This is a genomic window from Pseudomonas salmasensis (assembly GCF_014268375.2).
GTDB classification, from domain to species: domain Bacteria; phylum Pseudomonadota; class Gammaproteobacteria; order Pseudomonadales; family Pseudomonadaceae; genus Aquipseudomonas; species Aquipseudomonas salmasensis.
This window is the reverse complement of sequence record NZ_CP077083.1, coordinates 4,721,319-4,738,592: the sequence shown is the minus strand read 5'-3', so window position 1 is coordinate 4,738,592 and position 17,274 is coordinate 4,721,319. Positions and strand designations below refer to the sequence as shown.

The window sequence follows — 17,274 nt, the reverse complement described above, 5'->3', positions numbered from 1 at the left end:
GGGGCTTTTCCCCCTCCCACAGGGGCCTAGGGGGTGTCAGGTTGATTGGCGGGGTGTGCCTGCATGAAGGCCGGATGTTGGGCCGCCCACGCTGCCACCCGCCCGATGCGTGGGTATCCCGCCAAGGGCACCTTGAACCGCTCGGCCGCGTACAACTGCGGGATCAGAAACGCATCGGCCAGGCCCGGTTGTTCGCCAAAGCAAAACCCGGTGTCGCCAATCAACTGCTCCACCGCGCCCAGGCCCTGGCTGATCCAATGCCCGATCCATTCCAGCAATTGCGCCTCGTCGTGCCCCCACTTGCGCAGCAAGTTCTGGGTGCTGGAGTTATGCAACGGGTGGATATCACAGGCGATGATCGATGCCACCGCCCGCTCGTGAGCCCTGGCGACCAAATCCTTGGAGAGCAGCGGCGCCTGTGGATAACGCTCTTCCAGGTACTCGATGATCGCCTGTGACTGGATCAACAACGCCCCTTCATCGGTACGCAACGCCGGTACGCGCCCTTGGGGGTTGATCGCCAGGTATTCAGGCTGGCGGTTGGCGCCACCTGTCGGCACCAGCAGGTTGACCGGCAGCGCAGTGAAATCCAGGCCTTTGAGGGCCAGGGCAATACGTACTCGATACGACGCAGTAGAGCGGTAGTAGGTATAGAGTTCCATGGCCCTGTCCTCTCAGCGCGCCGCGACCACAGTACCGCGGCATTCGCCGAAGCCGATGGAGGCAAAGCCCTCGCGGCTGCAACGGGCACGCAGGATGATTTCGTCGCCATCCTCGAGGAATTTACGCACCTCGCCGCAAGCCAATTCAATCGGTTTTTTACCACCTTCGGTAATCTCCAGCAGGCTGCCGAACTGCCCCGGCTGCGGGCCAGACAAGGTGCCCGAGCCAAACAGGTCACCGGCCTGCAACTGGCAGCCGTTGACGCTGTGGTGCGCCACCATTTGCGCCACGGTCCAGTACATATGTTCGGTGTTGCTCAAGGTCAGGCGATGGGCGGGCAGGTTTTGCTCACGCATCGAGGCCGTGGTGAGCAGCACTTCCAGTTCGATATCAAAGGCGCCCGCGTTCTGATCGCGCTTGTCCAGCAGGTAAGGCAGCGGTTGCGGATCACCCTCGGGGCGCGGCGGCTGGGCCTTGCGGAAAGGTTCCAGGGCTTCGGCAGTCACCACCCACGGCGAGATGCTGGTGATAAAGCTTTTCGACAAGAACGGCCCCAGCGGCTGGTATTCCCAAGCCTGGATGTCCCGCGCCGACCAGTCGTTGAGCAGGCAGAAACCGGCGATATGCTCGGCGGCATCGCCAATGGCAATCGCATCGCCCATGGCATTGCCCTGGCCGATCCAGATGCCCAGTTCCAACTCATAGTCCAGGCGTGCGCATGGCCCAAAGGTCGGCTCGGTCTGGCCGGCCGGCAGGGTCTGGCCTTTAGGGCGTCGCACCTCGGTACCCGAGGGGCGAATGGTCGAGGCACGGCCGTGGTAACCAATGGGCACGTACTTGTAGTTCGGCAGCAGCGGGTTATCGGGGCGGAACAATTTGCCGACGTTTTGCGCATGCTCGATGCCGACGTAGAAGTCGGTGTAATCATTGATCTTGGCCGGCAAGTGCATCTGGCAATCGGCCGCACGGTGCAGCACGTGCGCCTCGCGGGTTTGCAGCTTGCTGCCTTCGGCCAGCAGTTCCAACAGGCGCTCGCGCAGGGCAACGCGAGGGCCGCGACCGAGTTCGAAAAAGGCGTTCAGTTGCCCCCCCGCCGTGGCTTCGACAGCGCGCCGGGCTTCGCCGTCAAATTCGTCCAGCGCGGCATGCAGGTCGAGAATCGCATCGCCAATCGCCACGCCACTGCGCGGTGCCGAGCCGTTGATACTGAACACGCCCAGGGGCAAGTTCTGCAGGGGGAAATCCGCGTGACCATTGGCCGAGGATACCCAGCTGCGGGTCTGCGTTGGTTGAGTCATGGGTTATCTCCGGTTCGGGTTGAAGGTGGCAGGCAGCGCAGCCCAGCACGCGTCATAAGCAGGTTGCAGTTGCGGGCATTCCAGGGCGAACTGGGTCGGGCGCAGCACCTGGCTGGTCTCGAACATGAACGCCATGGTGTTATCGATCTTGTGCGGCGCCAGGTCGGCGTTGATGGCCTTGGTGCAGGTCTCGCCATCCGGGCCGTGGGCGCTCATGCAACTGTGCAGCGATGCGCCGCCCGGCAGGAAGCCTTCGGCCTTGGCGTCGTAGGCGCCCTGGATCAGGCCCATGTATTCGTTCATCAGGTTGCGGTGAAACCAAGGCGGACGGAAGGTGTTCTCGGCCACCATCCAGCGTGGCGGGAAAATCACGAAGTCGAGGTTGGCCAGGCCGTGCACGCTGGTAGGCGAGGTCAATACCGTGAAGATCGACGGGTCCGGGTGATCGAAACTCACGGTGCCGATGGTGTTGAAACGGCGTAGGTCATATTTGTACGGCACGTTATTGCCGTGCCAGGCGACCACGTTGAGCGGTGAGTGGTCCAGCTCGCAGCCCCACAGTTCACCGAGGAATTTCTGTACCAGCGTGGTCGGTTGCTTGAGGTCTTCGTAGTGGGCAACCGGCGTAAGAAAGTCGCGCGGGTTGGCCAGGCCGTTGCTGCCGATAGGGCCCAGGTCGGGCAGGCGCAGCGGGGCGCCATGGTTTTCAGCGACGTAACCGCGTGCTTGCGCGTCCAGCAGTTCGACACGGAACTTGAGACCACGGGGCAGCACCACGATTTCCAGCGGCTCGACGTCCAGCACACCCAACTCGGTGGCGATGCGCAGGCGGCCCTGCTCGGGGACGATCAGCAGCTCGCCGTCGGCATTGAAGAACACGCGCTCCATGGAGCGGTTGGCGCGGTAGTTATAGATGCTGATGCCCGAAGGTTTTTCCGCCCCCGCATTGGCAACCATGCCCACCAGGCCGTCGATAAAGTCCGTCGGCTCACTCGGGATATCCAGCGGGTTCCAACGCAAGCGGTTCGGCGTCACTGCGCCCAACGGGCCACCGGCCAATTGCCGCGCAAGCTTGGCGAATGCCGGGTGGTTGGCCGACGGCTGGATGCGGTACAGCCAGGTGCGACGGGCTTCGCTGCGGGCCATGGTGAAGGCGGTGCCGGAAAACAGCTCGGTGTAGAGCCCGTACGGGGCTTTTTGCGGCGAGTTCTGGCCGACCGGCAGCGCGCCGGGCAAGGCTTCGCTGGCGAATTCATTGCCGAAACCCGACAGGTATTCGAGGTTCATGGATCGTCCTCTGAGGGTCAGTTGTATTTATCGTAATCCAGTTACGCATAACGTAATTTGATCACTCTCGACCGTCAAGCTATAAAGACGCCCATTCATCTCTCGGATTCTCGCCCTTCCATGGAAAAGCCCCGCGACACCGGTAAACAGAAAGTCCGCTCGGCGGAAGTCGGCACCGATATCCTCAAGGCCCTGGCCGAACTGTCGCCGGCCACCTCGTTGTCACGCCTGGCCGAACATGTGCAGATGCCGGCGAGCAAGGTCCACCGCTATTTGCAGGCCCTGATCGCTTCGGGTTTTGCCGAACAGAACAGCGCCACCAACCATTACGGCCTGGGCCGCGAAGCGTTGCGTGTAGGGTTGGCGGCGCTGGGCAGCCTGGATGTGTTGAAGGTCGGCGCCCTGCCCCTGGCCGAGCTGCGCGATGAATTGAATGAAACCTGCTTTCTGGCGGTATGGGGCAACCAGGGCGCGACGGTGGTGCACATCGAGCCGGCGGTGCGTGCCGTCACCGTGGTGACGCAGTTAGGCTCGGTACTACCACTGCTCAGCTCGTCCACCGGGCTGGTATTCAGCGCGTACCTGCCGTCGCGGGAAACCGTGGAGCTGCGTGAGCGCGAGGTTCAAGCCGGCACCGCCCACACCTTGGCGGACGATCAGGCGTATGCCAGCGTGTGCGAGCAAATCCGCAGCCGCGGCCTGCACTTTGTGCATGGGCTGTTGATGCCTGGCGTGGATGCATTATCAGCGCCGGTGTTCAATGCGGTCGGGCAAGTCGCAGCGGTGATGACCGTGGTCGGCCCCACCTCACTGTTCCACGCCGATGAAGATGGCCCGGCGGCGCAGCGCTTGCTGGCGGCGACCCGGGCCGTGAGTTGGCGCATGGGCTATCAGCCCTGAATCAGTCTTCGCTGCGGGACAGGGCCACGGCGACGCGGTTTTCCACGGCTTTTACCTGGGCGCCGGCGACCACGTAGTTGTTGGTCAGCATCGCGAACACCAGCTTGCGCCCGTGAGCATCGGTGAGGTAACCGCTCAATGACGACACGCCGGCCATGGAGCCGGTCTTGGCATGCAGGTTATTTTCCGCAGCCGTGCCGCGCAGGCGGTAACCCAGGCTGCCGCCGGTCATGCGGTCGGCATTGCCGGCAACCGGCAGCGCGTTGTACCAGGCCTCGAACCACGGCTGTTTGCTGGCCGCCAGCAGCAGGTCGGTGAGGGTTTGCGACGACACCAGGTTACGCCGCGACAGACCGGAGCCGTCCACTTGGCTCACAGCGCTGGTGTCCAATCCCTGGCGCTTGAGGAACCCAGCCACCGCCACAGCGCCTGCTGATGCCGTGCCGCTGTTGGCCGTCTGACGGCCCATGGCCTTGAGCAAGGCTTCGGACATGGCGTTGTTCGAGAGCTTTAGCAGCGGCACGATCAGCTCCTGCAACGGCGCCGATTGGTGCTCGGCCAGCACCGTCACCCCAGCGGGACTCGCCCCGCCCATCACCCGACGCCCCAACACCTTGATGCCCTGTTGCGCCAAGGCTTGCTCAAACAGGTTGGCCACCAGTTGCGTCGGTTCCCACACGCTGACCAATTGCTGGCTCTGCCGGCCCGGCGCCATCGCGCCGCTGAGCTGCAGCAGGTTGGTGCCATGGCGACGGTTGATCCCATAGCTGTTGCCCGGCCCGCTGACGGCGCGGTTATTCAGTTGCAGGTAATCGGTGGGCGGGTAGATCTCCACGCCGACCGGCGAGCCGACGCGCAACGGCGCCTTGGCGGTGACCAGCACGCTGCCGGCGTCAAAATCCGTATTGGGTGCCACGGTGAGCGCCGAAATCTGCGCGCCGTAGTAGGTGGTTTCATCATCATGGGACCAGTCCACGCCCAAGCGCTCGGCATCGAACCAGGTGTCGTCGAACACCAGGTCACCCTGCACCTGGCGCACGCCCTGGCTGGCCAATTGCGCGGCCAGCGCCTGGTAGTCAGCAAACTGAATGCTCGGGTCGCCCAGGCCACGCAGGTACAGGTTGCCCGTCAGCCGGTCGCCCTGGCGCATGCCATTGCTCAGCAGTTGGGTGGCGAAGCGGTAGTGCGGCCCCAACACATCCATGGCCGCCGCCGTGGTCAACAGCTTGAGGTTGGACGCGGGCACCAGCCGAGTGCGTGGGTTGTGCTGATACAGCGTGGTGCCCGTGCTGGCGTCACGCACCATCAGCGAGACGGTGGCGCCTTGCAGCGCCGGGTCACTCAACAGCTTATCCAGGGTTGCCGGAGTGGAGTTCTGGGAGACGCTGGCGCAGCCGCCCAGTAAAAAACTCAAGCCGACCAGCAGGGTGCTGGTGTGGAACCATTTTCCAAAGTGCATCAGTAGCGTTTTCCATAAGCCTGCAATGGCGGCAACGCTAACAGCTCGCTATCAATGTGGCGAGGGCACTGAATGCTATCCGCTTTCCTGTGGGAGCTGGCTTGCCTGCGATGGCGCCTGCCAGCAGACGGCTATCTACCTGACGCCGCTCGGTCCCAATGTGGGAGCGGGCTTGCTCGCGAAGGCGGCCTGGCAGTCAACACAGTTGGATTGTGTACATATCCATTGCTGCGGTAACGGCCACCTAGGGTTCCGCTCTGACAGCGGGTCACTTTGGAAAAGAGCCCCAAAGTAACCAAAGGGCTCTTGCCCCACCACTCGGCACCTCGCTTAGGCTCGGTGTGCCCGTAATTCGCCAGTGATTTAGGGGGCCGCCGCCACGCGCCATCCATGGCGCGGGGCGGCTAAACCGGCATCCCTGCCGGTTTACCCCCCAAATCCCTGTCGAATTCCGGCCAGCGTGGTTTAACGGGGCGCCTGAGATCAAAAGCAGATCAAGATCAAGAGCGACTCGCTTCGCATCGTGGTTACCGTCGATAGCTTCAGAGTTGTTAGATCCCTATGGCCATCGCAGGCAAGCAAGCTCCCACAGAAGAATGCCAGCAACCCGGAATCAGAAGGTCAACGTGCTTGAGACCGACACCTGCCGCGCATCGCCAATAGACACGAACTGCGTGTTCACCGATGAGGTGTAATAGGTGCGGTCGAACAGGTTCTTCACGTTGAGCTGGAACTTGACCTTCTGCCCGTCGAGCTGGGTGTCGTAGCTGGCAAATACATCCGCCACGGTATAGCTCGGCAGCTCAAAACTGTTGGCCGCATCCCCAGCGCGCTCGCCCACATAGCGCGCACCGGCGCCGACCCGCAGTTGATCGCCGCCCAGGATAGTGCCGAAGTCATACACCGCCGACAGCGAACCGGTGTTTTTCGCCACATTCTGCAGGCGGTTGCCTTTGAGCGTCGGGTCGTCGGTGACCTCGGCATCGGTGTAGGCATAGCTGCCGATCAGGCTCCACTTGTCGGTCAACTGGCCGCTGGCATCCAGCTCCAGGCCACGGGAACGCACCTTGCCCGCCACGCTGTAGACCGAGGTCAGGCCCTCGCCCACCTGCACCAACACGTTGCGCTTATCGATCGTGAACAACGCTGCGCTGGCGGTGATGCGCCCAGGCAGGTCGAACTTGGTGCCCAGCTCCCAGGCCTTGGATTCTTCAGGGTCGAGGCTGCCATCCAGCACGGTTTTGTTGGCCAGTGGCGCGATGGTGGAGTTGGGTTTGAACGACTCGGTGTAGCTGCCGTAGAACGACAGTTCATCGGTATAGCGATACACCAGCCCGGCCCGTGGTACCCATTTCTGGCCGTTGCCATCGGTGTTGGCGGTGAACGGTACGCCTTTGCCGGCGTATTGATCGTACATTTGATAGCGCGCCCCACCGATCAGAATCCACTGGTCGTTGAGATGAATCGCGTCCTGGAAGAACAGCGAGTCGCTGCGCAGCAGGTCCGTCTGGTTACTGTCCGGCGCGCTGACGTTGGAGCCCGCCACTTCGTTGCCGTACACCGGATCGTTGTAATTGAAGACACCGCGTGGTGCCTGGCGGATCAAGTCGGCACGGTAGATCTTGCGGTACTCGTCGTCCAGGCCGAATACCAGGTCGTGTTGCATACCGGCCACCGCGACTTTGCCTTCCAGGCTTGCGGTTGCGAAACGGTCGGTGGTCAGCGCGCCCTGGGTGCCGTCCATGCTGCGGGTCAAGGTGCCGTTGGGGTTGACCTTGACCACGCGCACCTGGCTGGCGTCGTAGGTTTCGCGGTTCCAGCTGTAGCCGAAGTGGGCTTTCCAGTCGTCGTTCAGGTCGTGGTCGACGGTCAGGCGATACAGGTCGGAGCGCCCTTGCATATTGTTGAACGGCTCATCCAGGCGGCGGGTCGCGGGGATGTTCAACGGGTGGCGGGTCTTGGGGTCGATGGCGGTGCCACGGTCAAAGGGCGAGAGAAACTCGCGGTGTTCATAGGCGACAACCACCTGGGTGGTATCGCCGTACCAGGCCAGGGACGGCGCCACCAGTGTCTCGCGGTGGGTACCGTAGTTGCGCCAGTAGTCTTCGTCTTCATGATCCACGATCAGGCGATAGGCCAGGCCGCTGTCACCGATGGGGCCGGTGGTGTCGAGGTTACCGCCGCTGCCGTTCTTGCCGCTGCCGAAGGTTGAACCGCGCGCGGTCAGCGCGGTGGACTGCACCAGCTCAGGCTTTTTGCTGACGATATTGACCACGCCACCCGGGTCCTGGATGCCATACAGCAACGATGATGGCCCCTTGAGCACTTCGACGCGATCAGCAGTGGCGTTCAATGCACGGCCCTGCACCACCGGCATGCCGTCCTTCATGATCGAGCCATTACGGTTATCGCCAAAGCCACGCAGCATCACCGCGTCCTGGGTGCTGCCGAGGGTGTTGGACTGGGTGATACCGCTGATATTACCCAGGGCGTCATCCAGGTTACGCGGCTGTTGATCGCGCAGTACTTGAGCGGGCACCACGTTCACGGTTTGCGGGGTTTCCAGCAGCAGGCCACGGGAGCGCATCACCGAACTGGTGGGCGGTGGCTGGTAGCTGGTGCTGGCTGGGGTCTGGTCGAGGCCGCTGATGGTGGTGGCACCGAGGTTGACCGCGCCATCGGTGGGCACGGGCTCCAGCGCCAGGGTACGGGCGTCGATCTGGCGGAAGGTGAAGCCGGAACGGCCCAGCAAACGTTGCAGGGCCTGGGTCGCGCTCATCTGCCCGCTGACCGCCGGGGCGTTGATGCCGTAGGGCGCTTCATCGGTGTAGATCACACTGAGCCCGGTAACCCGGCTGAAATCGCTCAACGCCTGGGGCAACGGCTTGGCCGCCAGGGCAAAATTGAACTGGGCGCTGTGCTGCTCTTGCGCCTGCGCCATGGCCAGGGGCAATAAGGCCAACCCAGACACCGTGAATACCGAGGCTCCCAGCCACTGTTTGACCCAACCGCCCGCCGTCGATTTCATGCTGTGAGCACCCGTGTAGAAAACGCTGTTAATGCGAATTGATCGCAGTTTCATGCACTACACGGATGGGCCAGCGATTTACCTCACCTCTGCTGGCAATTATTTTTTATTTACTGCGTCTGGGTGCCACCGCTATCGCAGCATAGGTGTCTACACAACTTTCTGGGCTACAGCAGCAGACGGTAACCACGATGCGAAGCGAGCCGCTCTTGATCTTGATCTTAGGCGCCCCGTTAAACCACGCTGGCCGGAATTCGACAGGGATTTGGGGGGTAAACCGGCAGGGATGCCGGTTTAGCCGCCCCGCGCCATGGATGGCGCGTGGCGGCGGCCCCCCAAATCACTGGCGGATTACGGGCACACCGAGCCTAAGCGAGGTGCCGAGTGGTGGGGCAAGAGCCCTTTGGTTACTTTGGGGCTCTTTTCCAAAGTGACCCGCCGTCAGGGCGGAACCCTAAGTGGCCGTTACCGCAGCAATGGATATGTACACAATCCAGCTGTGTTGACTCCCAGGCCGCCTTCGCGAGCAAGCCCGCTCCCACAGTTGGATCGTGGGGTATCAGGTAGATAGGTGTCGACTGTCAGGCCGCCATCGCAGGCAAGCCAGCTCCCACACTGGCCACGGAGTGCCTACAGGGGTGATTCGTTCACCCTTCAGGCAGCGATGCCCTGGATACGAAACCCCCAGCGCGGGAAATGCACATGCACCGTACCACCACGCTCATCCGTGCGACGCAGGATCAGCTCTTCACGCCCGGCAAACAGCAACTCGCCGGCCACCGGATCAACACCATAGTCGATAGCCGCGATGGTCACCTGCTGCCCCGCCTTAAAGCCGTTCAAGTCCTCGAACACCTCATCCGGCAAAGGTGCCGGCGTAGCATTGCGGGCGATATCCAAAGCCTGCTCCGCGGTCATCTGGCTGGCGGTGCCATGACCAAAGCCCAGCACGCGTCCCAGCCAGGCCAGCACGGCGGGGTAAGCATCCACCAAAGGCGCAGTGACCGGCGTAGCCTTGAGGAACCACAGCGAGTGGGCCAGGGCAAAGTCGGCAATCGACGGCGCGCCGAACAGGAAGTCGCCAGACTCTCGCTGCAACTGTTGCTCCAACCGCGCCATGATCGCCGGCCATTGATGCTTGGCCAGTTCAGCCGGGAGCTTGCTCGCCGTGCCGCCACTGAACAGCGCGGCGCGGTCAGCAATGAAGGCTTTGATCGCCTCCGGCGGCAACTTGCCAAAGCGCACCGCCACCGACTCGGGTTGGAACACCAGGCTGACGGCATGGGCGAACACCACGCTGTCGGCCCAGGTGGCGAAGGTCTGGGTGATCATTTCCTGGCCCAGCGGAAACAGGGCCGGCGAGGATTTTTCCTGCTCCAGGCGGCGAGCGATCAGGGCGGTGTCGCAATAGATATCCGCTCCCACCTGCAGCACCGGAGTTTTGCGGTAGCCGCCGGTCAAGGCCGTCAGGTCGGGCTTGGGCATCACCGGCGAAATGTTCACCGATTGCCAGGACAGGCCTTTGAAGCCCAGCAACAGCCGCGCTTTTTCCGCAAAGGGTGAGGTCGGGTAATGGTGCAGGATAAGCTCAGACATACGGGGTTCCGCTTGGCGAGTGAGCGAGCAGATTACCGCGCAAACGGTCCTGGCTGCGTGATGGGAACCTATCAGTCAGAGTGATGAGCCATTTGCGGCCAGGCATTCCTTGGCACTCTTCTTCAGTTTCTTGATCAGGCGCTCCTGGCGCAGCGCCTCACCCTTGCTCGCACATTGCTCGGTGTACACCAGCGCCACTGCGGGGCTGGACAGAAAAAAACGCGCGCCCTTGCCGCTTTGGTGCGAGGCAAACCGGCGCACCGGGTCGTTGCTGATGCCGCAATACAGCGCGCCATTGGCGGCGCGCACCAGGTAGACATACCAAGGCTTGGGTTCAGGCGTACTCACGGATGGATTCGGCAAGGCAAAGGGGCGCGCAGTTTATCAACGACTGGCCTGGAATGCCTTCAAGCCTTTGTTCGCCTGGGCGCGCACGGCGTTGCGTACCAGCGGCGTCCAGCCCAACAGCAGGCCCTTGGTGCCCAACGCCTGGCGCGACCAGCGCCACAGGTCGAAGTGGTCGTGGTGCTCGCAGATCTTGCCGTCGCGCAATACAAAGCGCGCCTGGATATCGTTGACCACCGTATTGCCGGTTGCGCTGAACAGGTAGGTGGCCACCCAATGTGCACTGCCGGTGCGCTCGTCGCTGCGCACCTGGTCGAAGGTCAACGAAAAATCCTTGGCCCGGGTGGTGAGCATGCGCCACATATCCCCTGCGTCACGGCCTCGCAGTTCGCCAAAGGCCGGGTCGCTGAACACCACGTCATCGCTGTAGCAGGCGACCATGGCCTCGGCATCCAGGCGCTGGAAGGCGCTATAGAATTGGCTGATCAGGGCGTTATGGGCATCACTCATGGGCAGGCTCCGCGGGCGTCAAAAGAGTAGGCGCACGATAAGCCGCCCAAGCCGTCATGGCTACTGTCATTCGCCACGCAAATAACCGCGCTACGGCGCTATCCCAGTACTGCGGGCGTAGGCGAACAAGTCAACGTCGGTGGAAATACTCAAGCGCTGCATCGCCGTGCTTTTCTGCTTGCTGATGGTAGAGATGCTGCGGTTGACCTGGGCGGCAATCTGGCTGACGGTCATGCCGCTGGCCAGCATGCGCACCACTTCGCGCTCCTTGCCGGACAACTGCGGCTCCTGGGACTGATCACCCGTGCCGGCCTCTATTAGTTGCACCCGCAGGCACTCACTGGCGAAGGTCTGCCCGGCCTGTACCGCCTTGATCGCCAGGGGCAACTCCTTGGCCGAAGCACTCTTGGCGACCACTGCCCTGGCACCGTGGGCAAAGGCTGCGCGTAAGGTGGCGACGTTGGCGAACATGGTGACCAGTATCACCGGCAACTGCGGATACTGGCGCTGCAACAGGCCCAACAAGCAGTAGCCATCGGCCTGCTGGCCGCCTGGCATGGCGAAATCCGTAACCAGTACGTCGCACGGCGTGCTACCGAGCACGCCGAGTAACTGATCGGGACCGTCGGCTTCACCGACCACTTTGCACTTGCCATTCGCCTCGATCACGACTTTTTGCCCGACCCGGACAATAGGGTGATCGTCAGCAATAATTACTCGAAGCATAGGCACCCACGAATGATGGCAACTTGAATCCGCGCAAAATACCTCTGCCTGCGATCATCAACAACTGCTAACAAAGAGGCGCTTGCGGCCGAACCCAATGTTCAGTAGTGGCTGATTTTTGGACTACAACACAATAGGAAAATACCTACAGCCAAACTTAGACCAACAACCAGGTAAAACGCTCTGCGACAGCATTCTTCACAACTCAGACAGATACTCCAGATAAGCGCACAGCCGTGCTTCAAAGACTTCCAGTTGCGCCTTGTGCGTAGCGACACCCTCGGCCTGAACCTGCTCGATCAAGCTCACGGCACTGGATTCCAACCCCGTGCCGCCCAGAAATACCAGGCTGCCCACCAGCCGATGCAGACGCTCGGCGGTCAATGGCGCGTTCAACGTCACACGGGCATGACGCAACACCCGCTGGTCTTCCCAGGCCTCCATCAACAGGGTTTCCAGCAACTGGTCGACGACCATGTCGCTGCCAAACGTGGTCACAAGCGTGGCACGGGTGGGCCAACTCGCCCCCGCCGCCGCAGCGTATGGCTCGACATAACGGCCCTCGCCGCCCGGCAACCAGCGCACCAGCACGGCGTGCAGTTGTTCAAGGGTCAGGGGTTTGAGCAGCCAGGCATCCATGCCGGCTTTGCGGCAACGCTGGGGGCTGTCGTTTTGCAGGTTGGCGGTCAAGGCAATGATGGGCACGCGCTTCAATCCCTGCTCACGCTCATGCTGGCGAATCGCGCGAGTCATGCTGTAACCGTCCATGAAGGGCATCCGGCAATCACTGATCACCAGGTCGAAGGGCCGGCTGGTAAAGGCGTCCAACCCCATGAAGCCATCGGTGACCAACGCGTGACCGAGCCCCAGTTTTTGCAGCAGCCAACCCAGCAACAGGCGATAGGCTGAATGATCCTCCACGACCAGAACATTCAAGTACTGCCAATGAGGCGGGGGAGAAAAAGGCGGTTTGACTGTCCGGCTCGCTCCTGCGGTTGAACCTCCTGGCGAACCCATCAGTACCTCGTTGTGGTTATTAGTTCGGCAGCCATCCGGGGGCACTGATACAGCACTGCCAGGCACACCCTTTTGATTGTTATCGACCTTCAACCTATAACCTTTTGAATGGCTTTACGCCGATACAACAACTACGAAAAACGCCGCAAAAATCTACCGTCCCGCCCTGCGCTTACACCACAACCCGCCAATGTCGTATTAGTTGTATTTCCCCCTCACAGCCCCCTCGCTAAATTGTGTCCACCCCAAAAGAGGGACGGCTTGCCACTTCTCGGCAACGCAAAAAAATTGAGCACGCCGCCAAGCCAACCACTCGCCCACGCAGGGCCGAGCGCTGACCTGTACGCGTCTCTATCTGCCAGACTGCAATGGAACAATTGGAAATGAAGACCCCTGTATCCCTGTTGAGCGGTGCCCTGCTGCTCGCCCTGTCATCTTCAGTGTTCGCCGCCAGCAGCGTCGACCTGACCGTCAAAGGGTTGATCACGCCCAGTGCTTGTACACCGAGCCTTCCGGGTGATGTCGACTTTGGGAAAATCGCGGCAAAAGACCTGGACCCCGACAAAAGCACCTATCTCGAGCGCAAGACCGTGCAACTGAGCGTCAACTGCGACGCCGCGACACTGTTCGCCATTCAACCCATCGACAATCGTGCCGGCTCGGCCATGTATAGCGCCTCCTTTGGCCTGGGCATGATCAACGAAAACCAGAAGCTGGGCATGTATCAGTTGGGCTTCAGCAACCCCGTCGCCGAAACCCCCTCCACGCTGCTGGCCATGTACAACGCGGATGGGCGCTGGGTAACGCTGCTGCCTGACGACGGCATCGCGCCCAACGAGTTGGTGGCACTGGGTAGTCGTGGTGACAGCGGTTGGGCGCCGCACCCGATAAAGGACGCGATCATGGACGTCACGCTCTACACAGCGATTGCCCCGGCAAAAGGCCTGACATTGACCGACGAAGTGGCAATTGATGGTTCCGCGACCTTTGAAGTCAAGTACCTGTAAATGGACGCCTCCCACATGAAAACCTGCATGCCCCTGCTGGGCGGTGCCCTGCTGCTCGCCCTGTCCAACGCCGTGTTCGCCGCCAGCAGCGTAGACCTGACCGTCAAGGGCCTGATCACGCCCAGCGCCTGTGCCCCCAGCCTTTCCAGTGGTGGCCTCGTCGACCACGGCAAAGTCGCAGCCAAAGATTTGGAGCCGAACAACTGGACATTGCTGGGCAATCACACCCTGCAGTTGGCGATCAGTTGCGATGCGCCCACCCTGCTGGCCCTCAAGGGCACAGACAACAAGGGTGACGCCCATGATCCAATGAATTTCTATGGCCTGGGCCTGGTCAGTGGCAAAAAGCTGGGCGGGTACAGCTTGATGCTCGGCAATCCGGTGGCTGACGGCACGGCAATCGCCTTGATCGAGTCGTCTGATAACGGCCTCACCTGGCGGGAAACCTTCCCGGGCGACATCTGGCCCATTACCTACCACGCCTCGTTTGGCGATCGTTCCTCCGGCAGTTGGGCACCCTCCCCGGTCCAGCAGGTGACGGCCGACTTGATGGTGCAAACCCTCATCGCCCCAACAGCCGGCATGGACCTGAGCACAGAGGTGCCGATCAACGGCTCCGCCACCCTTGAAGTGAAATACCTGTAACCGCCAACCCACCCACAGGACGTGACCCATGGTTAGCCCCCTCACTACCCTCACCGCGACATTGTTGCTGATCGGCGCCGGCCCGGCATGGGCTGCCAGTAGCCAGGACCTGACGGTCAAAGGGGTCATCACGCCCAGCGCCTGCGCGCCCGTGGTCTCCGGCGGCGGCACCGTCGACTTCGGCAAGGTGTCGGTCAAAGACCTCAATACCGACACCTACACCGACCTGCCCAGGGAAACCATGCTGCTGAGTGTGCGTTGCGAAGGGCCGACCATTTTTACCCTGAACACCATCGACAACCGTGCGGGCACTGCCGCCAGCCACTTCAGCTGGCACGGCCTGGGCATGACGCCCAGCGATGAAAAAGTCGGCGATGCCGGGCTTGGCCTGTATAGCCCAGTGGCCGATGGCGTCCCGGTACGCACCATCACCTCCCGGGATGGCGGCGTGACCTGGATCCCCTCGGTGATGCTCAGCCACACCTTGTTGACGGCCGTCGCCGACAGCGACGGCCTGGCGCCGATTGCGATCCAGGAACTGGACGCAGAAATACGCTTGATCACCCACATCGCCCCCGCCAGCAACCTGACGCTGACCGACGAAGTGCCCATCGACGGCCACGCCACTGTGCAAGTCAATTACCTCTAAGGAGCCTCCCGATGAAAACCCGATTGACCACCCTGGCCGCCAGCGCACTGCTGCTCCACTCGGCCACCACCTTCGCCGCCTCCAGCGTGGACCTGACCGTCAAAGGCCTGATCGTGCCCAGCGCCTGCACACCGAGCCTGTCCGGTGGTGGCGTGATCGACCATGGCAAGGTCTCCGCCAAGGACCTGAACCCCACCTATGGCACGGCAATCGGCATACATACCCTGTCGCTGACCGTTAACTGTGATGCGCCGATCCAATTCGCCCTGCACCCCATCGATAACCGCGCAGGCTCAGGCCCTTCGAGCGACTTCGGCCTGGGCTTCATTAACGAGACCCAGAAACTCGGCCACTTTTCCCTCACCTGGCGCAAAGCATTGGCCGACGGCGGCGTCGAGGTGCAACCCATTGCATCGATGGACCAGGGCAACTCCTGGTACCCCGAGAAATTCTGGGAGCCGAGCATGTACATGGCGGCAGCTTCGATGGATGACGACACCCAGCCGCTGCCGATCAAGGATTTGAGCGTCGATCTGGAAGTGCTCACCATCATCAACCGCGCCGATGGCCTGGACCTGAGCAACGAAGTCACCATCGACGGCTCCGCCACCCTTGAAGTGAAGTACCTCTGACCCATGGCCGCCCATCCGTTGAGTACTGGCAGGCATGGGCAGCGTCTGGCGTTGCCCAGGTTGATGGCATGGGGGCGAAACCTGGCCATCGTGCTTGGCCTGGCCGTGATGACCGATGCCCACGGGGCGTCAGCCGTCGACCTCACGGTCACCGGCCGGGTAACCCCGGACGCCTGCCATATCGAGCTGACCAATGATGGCACCGTCGATCACGGCAAGATCCCTTCCCACAGCCTCAATGCCGATGAGTTCACTGTGCTGCCGACCCAGACACTCGACCTGCGTGTGCAGTGCGCCAGGCCCATGCTGTTTGCGTTGGTGGGCCTGGATAATCGCGCCGACTCTTCCTCGGCCCCCGATTTTTTCTACGGGCTGGGCAGGAATGTCCACGCCCCCGAAGAGCGCCTGGGTTCTGTGGCGCTGGCCTATCGCAACGCGGTGGGCGATGCGCAGCCCATGCAGGTGATGGCTTCCAGCGACAACGGTGAAACCTGGTCACAGGAGCCCAATGCCTACCCCAGCACCTACATGGCCTTTGCACCAGTCGGGGACCGCCAACCGGACTTCATCGGCCAACTGACCGTCCAGGTTCAAGTGAGCACCGCCATCAACTTTTCCCAGTACCTGACCCTGGACCAGGAAGTCCCGCTCGACGGCGCCATCGTCCTGGACCTGCGTTACCTCTGACCGCCCCCTTTTTTGGCTAATGGAAACCCGTCATGACGACGACATTCTCAAACACCGCTGTCGGCCTGATTGCCTTGCTCCTGATACTCGGCGATCAGGCGAAAGCCGATGGCATGGTCCCGGACACCTCCGTGGTGATCGTGCACGAGGCCGAAGGCGAAGCGTCCGTGTCGGTGACCAACACCGACAGCCAACTCGCCCTGTTGCATGTGACCTTGCAGGACATTCCTGAAGACACCGAGCCGCTGCTGGTGGTGACACCGCCGCTGTCACGGGTGGAAGCGTCCAAATCCCAGCTGGTGCGTTTCATTCTGCAAAACCAGCAACCGTTACTGACCCAGCGGCTTAAACGCGCAGTGTTCGAAGGCATGCCCCAGGGCCGCGCCGCCACCGCCGCCGGGCATGCCCGTGTAGGCGTGACCGTGCGCCAGAACCTGCCGGTGATCGTGCACCCCAAGGGCCTGGCGCCCAACCGCACGCCCTGGACCGACCTGACCTGGACACTGCGCGAAGGCCAGTTGCAGGTGCGTAACGACACGCCGTACGTGGTGCGCCTGGCGCAGGAGCTGCAACTGCTGCCCGGTGACGGCAAGGCGTTGTTACCGCGCACCTATGTGCTGCCCGGCGAAGCCTTGAGCGTGCCGGCCAGCAGCAGCCAGGCCAAGACGGTCAGGCTGCAGCCGGCCACGGTGTACGGGTTTGCGGTCAAGGCTTACGACGCACCGATCAGCTTCTGACAGAACACCCCAGGCGGCGTAGGCCCCTGCGCCGCCTGAGTAACGAAGTGACGGCTTATTGATCGTCACCAGAACGCCTGGCCCACAA

17 protein-coding genes are annotated in these 17,274 nt (G+C 62.0%); 7 read left to right on the top strand and 10 right to left on the bottom strand.

Annotated features, from left to right (window positions below; all coding sequences use genetic code 11):
- Positions 1–26 precede the first annotated feature (26 nt).
- From maiA to hmgA, 3 genes are read right to left on the bottom strand one after another with little or no spacing between them, the layout of a single operon-like run.
- Positions 27–662: a maleylacetoacetate isomerase gene (maiA, locus tag HU731_RS21240; RefSeq protein WP_186608538.1), complete on the bottom strand. Its 636-nt coding sequence runs from the start codon at positions 660–662 to the stop codon at positions 27–29.
- 12 nt (positions 663–674) lie between these two features.
- On the bottom strand, positions 675–1,961 hold the full coding sequence (gene fahA / locus HU731_RS21235) for a fumarylacetoacetase (RefSeq protein ID WP_186608537.1): 1,287 nt from the start codon (positions 1,959–1,961) through the stop codon (positions 675–677).
- A 3-nt stretch (positions 1,962–1,964) separates the two neighbouring features.
- Entirely contained in the window at positions 1,965–3,248 is a 1,284-nt protein-coding gene (hmgA, locus tag HU731_RS21230) for a homogentisate 1,2-dioxygenase (RefSeq protein WP_186608536.1), read from the bottom strand.
- A gap of 120 nt (positions 3,249–3,368) precedes the next feature.
- Between hmgA and HU731_RS21225 the strand changes: the two genes are divergently transcribed.
- Positions 3,369–4,148, top strand: coding sequence for an IclR family transcriptional regulator (locus tag HU731_RS21225; RefSeq protein ID WP_186608535.1), 780 nt, complete (start codon positions 3,369–3,371; stop codon positions 4,146–4,148).
- A 1-nt stretch (position 4,149) separates the two neighbouring features.
- Here HU731_RS21225 and dacB read toward each other — a convergent pair whose 3' ends face one another.
- The 7 genes from dacB to HU731_RS21190 all read right to left on the bottom strand — a co-directional run bounded on the left by dacB (position 4,150) and on the right by HU731_RS21190 (position 12,829).
- Positions 4,150–5,607 carry a D-alanyl-D-alanine carboxypeptidase/D-alanyl-D-alanine endopeptidase gene (dacB, locus tag HU731_RS21220; protein ID WP_186608534.1) on the bottom strand — a complete coding sequence of 486 codons (1,458 nt, stop codon included), beginning with the start codon at positions 5,605–5,607 and terminating at the stop codon, positions 4,150–4,152.
- Positions 5,608–6,220: 613 nt separating this feature from the next.
- Entirely contained in the window at positions 6,221–8,635 is a 2,415-nt protein-coding gene (locus tag HU731_RS21215) for a TonB-dependent siderophore receptor (protein ID WP_186607425.1), read from the bottom strand.
- 654 nt (positions 8,636–9,289) lie between these two features.
- On the bottom strand, positions 9,290–10,231 hold the full coding sequence (locus tag HU731_RS21210) for a glutathione S-transferase family protein (RefSeq protein ID WP_186607424.1): 942 nt from the start codon (positions 10,229–10,231) through the stop codon (positions 9,290–9,292).
- Between the two features lie 75 nt (positions 10,232–10,306).
- Positions 10,307–10,579: a GIY-YIG nuclease family protein gene (locus HU731_RS21205; RefSeq protein WP_032897605.1), complete on the bottom strand. Its 273-nt coding sequence runs from the start codon at positions 10,577–10,579 to the stop codon at positions 10,307–10,309.
- A 36-nt stretch (positions 10,580–10,615) separates the two neighbouring features.
- The gene (locus HU731_RS21200) at positions 10,616–11,086 is read right to left on the bottom strand and encodes a nuclear transport factor 2 family protein (RefSeq protein WP_003188784.1); all 471 of its coding nucleotides are present in this window, start codon (positions 11,084–11,086) and stop codon (positions 10,616–10,618) included.
- 90 nt (positions 11,087–11,176) lie between these two features.
- On the bottom strand, positions 11,177–11,812 hold the full coding sequence (locus HU731_RS21195) for a response regulator (RefSeq protein ID WP_186607423.1): 636 nt from the start codon (positions 11,810–11,812) through the stop codon (positions 11,177–11,179).
- A gap of 198 nt (positions 11,813–12,010) precedes the next feature.
- The gene (locus HU731_RS21190; protein ID WP_186607422.1) at positions 12,011–12,829 is read right to left on the bottom strand and encodes a response regulator; all 819 of its coding nucleotides are present in this window, start codon (positions 12,827–12,829) and stop codon (positions 12,011–12,013) included.
- 383 nt (positions 12,830–13,212) lie between these two features.
- Between HU731_RS21190 and HU731_RS21185 the strand changes: the two genes are divergently transcribed.
- Genes HU731_RS21185 through HU731_RS21160 form a run of 6 tightly spaced genes read left to right on the top strand, consistent with a single transcriptional unit; the run spans position 13,213 to position 17,186 of the window.
- The gene (locus HU731_RS21185) at positions 13,213–13,836 is read left to right on the top strand and encodes a DUF1120 domain-containing protein (protein ID WP_186607421.1); all 624 of its coding nucleotides are present in this window, start codon (positions 13,213–13,215) and stop codon (positions 13,834–13,836) included.
- Between the two features lie 15 nt (positions 13,837–13,851).
- Complete coding sequence (locus tag HU731_RS21180; protein ID WP_186607420.1) at positions 13,852–14,481, top strand: DUF1120 domain-containing protein; 630 nt, start codon at positions 13,852–13,854, stop codon at positions 14,479–14,481.
- A gap of 28 nt (positions 14,482–14,509) precedes the next feature.
- Positions 14,510–15,130: a DUF1120 domain-containing protein gene (locus HU731_RS21175; RefSeq protein WP_186607419.1), complete on the top strand. Its 621-nt coding sequence runs from the start codon at positions 14,510–14,512 to the stop codon at positions 15,128–15,130.
- 11 nt (positions 15,131–15,141) lie between these two features.
- The gene (locus tag HU731_RS21170; RefSeq protein WP_186607418.1) at positions 15,142–15,762 is read left to right on the top strand and encodes a DUF1120 domain-containing protein; all 621 of its coding nucleotides are present in this window, start codon (positions 15,142–15,144) and stop codon (positions 15,760–15,762) included.
- 3 nt (positions 15,763–15,765) lie between these two features.
- Positions 15,766–16,449, top strand: a complete 684-nt coding sequence (locus tag HU731_RS21165) for a DUF1120 domain-containing protein (RefSeq protein WP_186607417.1) — start codon at positions 15,766–15,768, stop codon at positions 16,447–16,449.
- A 32-nt stretch (positions 16,450–16,481) separates the two neighbouring features.
- Entirely contained in the window at positions 16,482–17,186 is a 705-nt protein-coding gene (locus HU731_RS21160) for a fimbria/pilus chaperone family protein (protein WP_186607416.1), read from the top strand.
- Positions 17,187–17,274: the final 88 nt, after the last annotated feature.

What these genes read in the sequence shown, in the direction of transcription:
- maiA (WP_186608538.1), bottom strand. Translation starts at nt 662, where the DNA reads ATGGAACTCTATACCTACTACCGCTCTACTGCGTCGTATCGAGTACGT.
- fahA (WP_186608537.1), bottom strand. Translation starts at nt 1,961, where the DNA reads ATGACTCAACCAACGCAGACCCGCAGCTGGGTATCCTCGGCCAATGGT.
- hmgA (WP_186608536.1), bottom strand. Translation starts at nt 3,248, where the DNA reads ATGAACCTCGAATACCTGTCGGGTTTCGGCAATGAATTCGCCAGCGAA.
- HU731_RS21225 (WP_186608535.1), top strand. Translation starts at nt 3,369, where the DNA reads ATGGAAAAGCCCCGCGACACCGGTAAACAGAAAGTCCGCTCGGCGGAA.
- dacB (WP_186608534.1), bottom strand. Translation starts at nt 5,607, where the DNA reads ATGCACTTTGGAAAATGGTTCCACACCAGCACCCTGCTGGTCGGCTTG.
- HU731_RS21215 (WP_186607425.1), bottom strand. Translation starts at nt 8,635, where the DNA reads ATGAAATCGACGGCGGGCGGTTGGGTCAAACAGTGGCTGGGAGCCTCG.
- HU731_RS21210 (WP_186607424.1), bottom strand. Translation starts at nt 10,231, where the DNA reads ATGTCTGAGCTTATCCTGCACCATTACCCGACCTCACCCTTTGCGGAA.
- HU731_RS21200 (WP_003188784.1), bottom strand. Translation starts at nt 11,086, where the DNA reads ATGAGTGATGCCCATAACGCCCTGATCAGCCAATTCTATAGCGCCTTC.
- HU731_RS21195 (WP_186607423.1), bottom strand. Translation starts at nt 11,812, where the DNA reads ATGCTTCGAGTAATTATTGCTGACGATCACCCTATTGTCCGGGTCGGG.
- HU731_RS21190 (WP_186607422.1), bottom strand. Translation starts at nt 12,829, where the DNA reads ATGGGTTCGCCAGGAGGTTCAACCGCAGGAGCGAGCCGGACAGTCAAA.
- HU731_RS21185 (WP_186607421.1), top strand. Translation starts at nt 13,213, where the DNA reads ATGAAGACCCCTGTATCCCTGTTGAGCGGTGCCCTGCTGCTCGCCCTG.
- HU731_RS21180 (WP_186607420.1), top strand. Translation starts at nt 13,852, where the DNA reads ATGAAAACCTGCATGCCCCTGCTGGGCGGTGCCCTGCTGCTCGCCCTG.
- HU731_RS21175 (WP_186607419.1), top strand. Translation starts at nt 14,510, where the DNA reads ATGGTTAGCCCCCTCACTACCCTCACCGCGACATTGTTGCTGATCGGC.
- HU731_RS21170 (WP_186607418.1), top strand. Translation starts at nt 15,142, where the DNA reads ATGAAAACCCGATTGACCACCCTGGCCGCCAGCGCACTGCTGCTCCAC.
- HU731_RS21165 (WP_186607417.1), top strand. Translation starts at nt 15,766, where the DNA reads ATGGCCGCCCATCCGTTGAGTACTGGCAGGCATGGGCAGCGTCTGGCG.
- HU731_RS21160 (WP_186607416.1), top strand. Translation starts at nt 16,482, where the DNA reads ATGACGACGACATTCTCAAACACCGCTGTCGGCCTGATTGCCTTGCTC.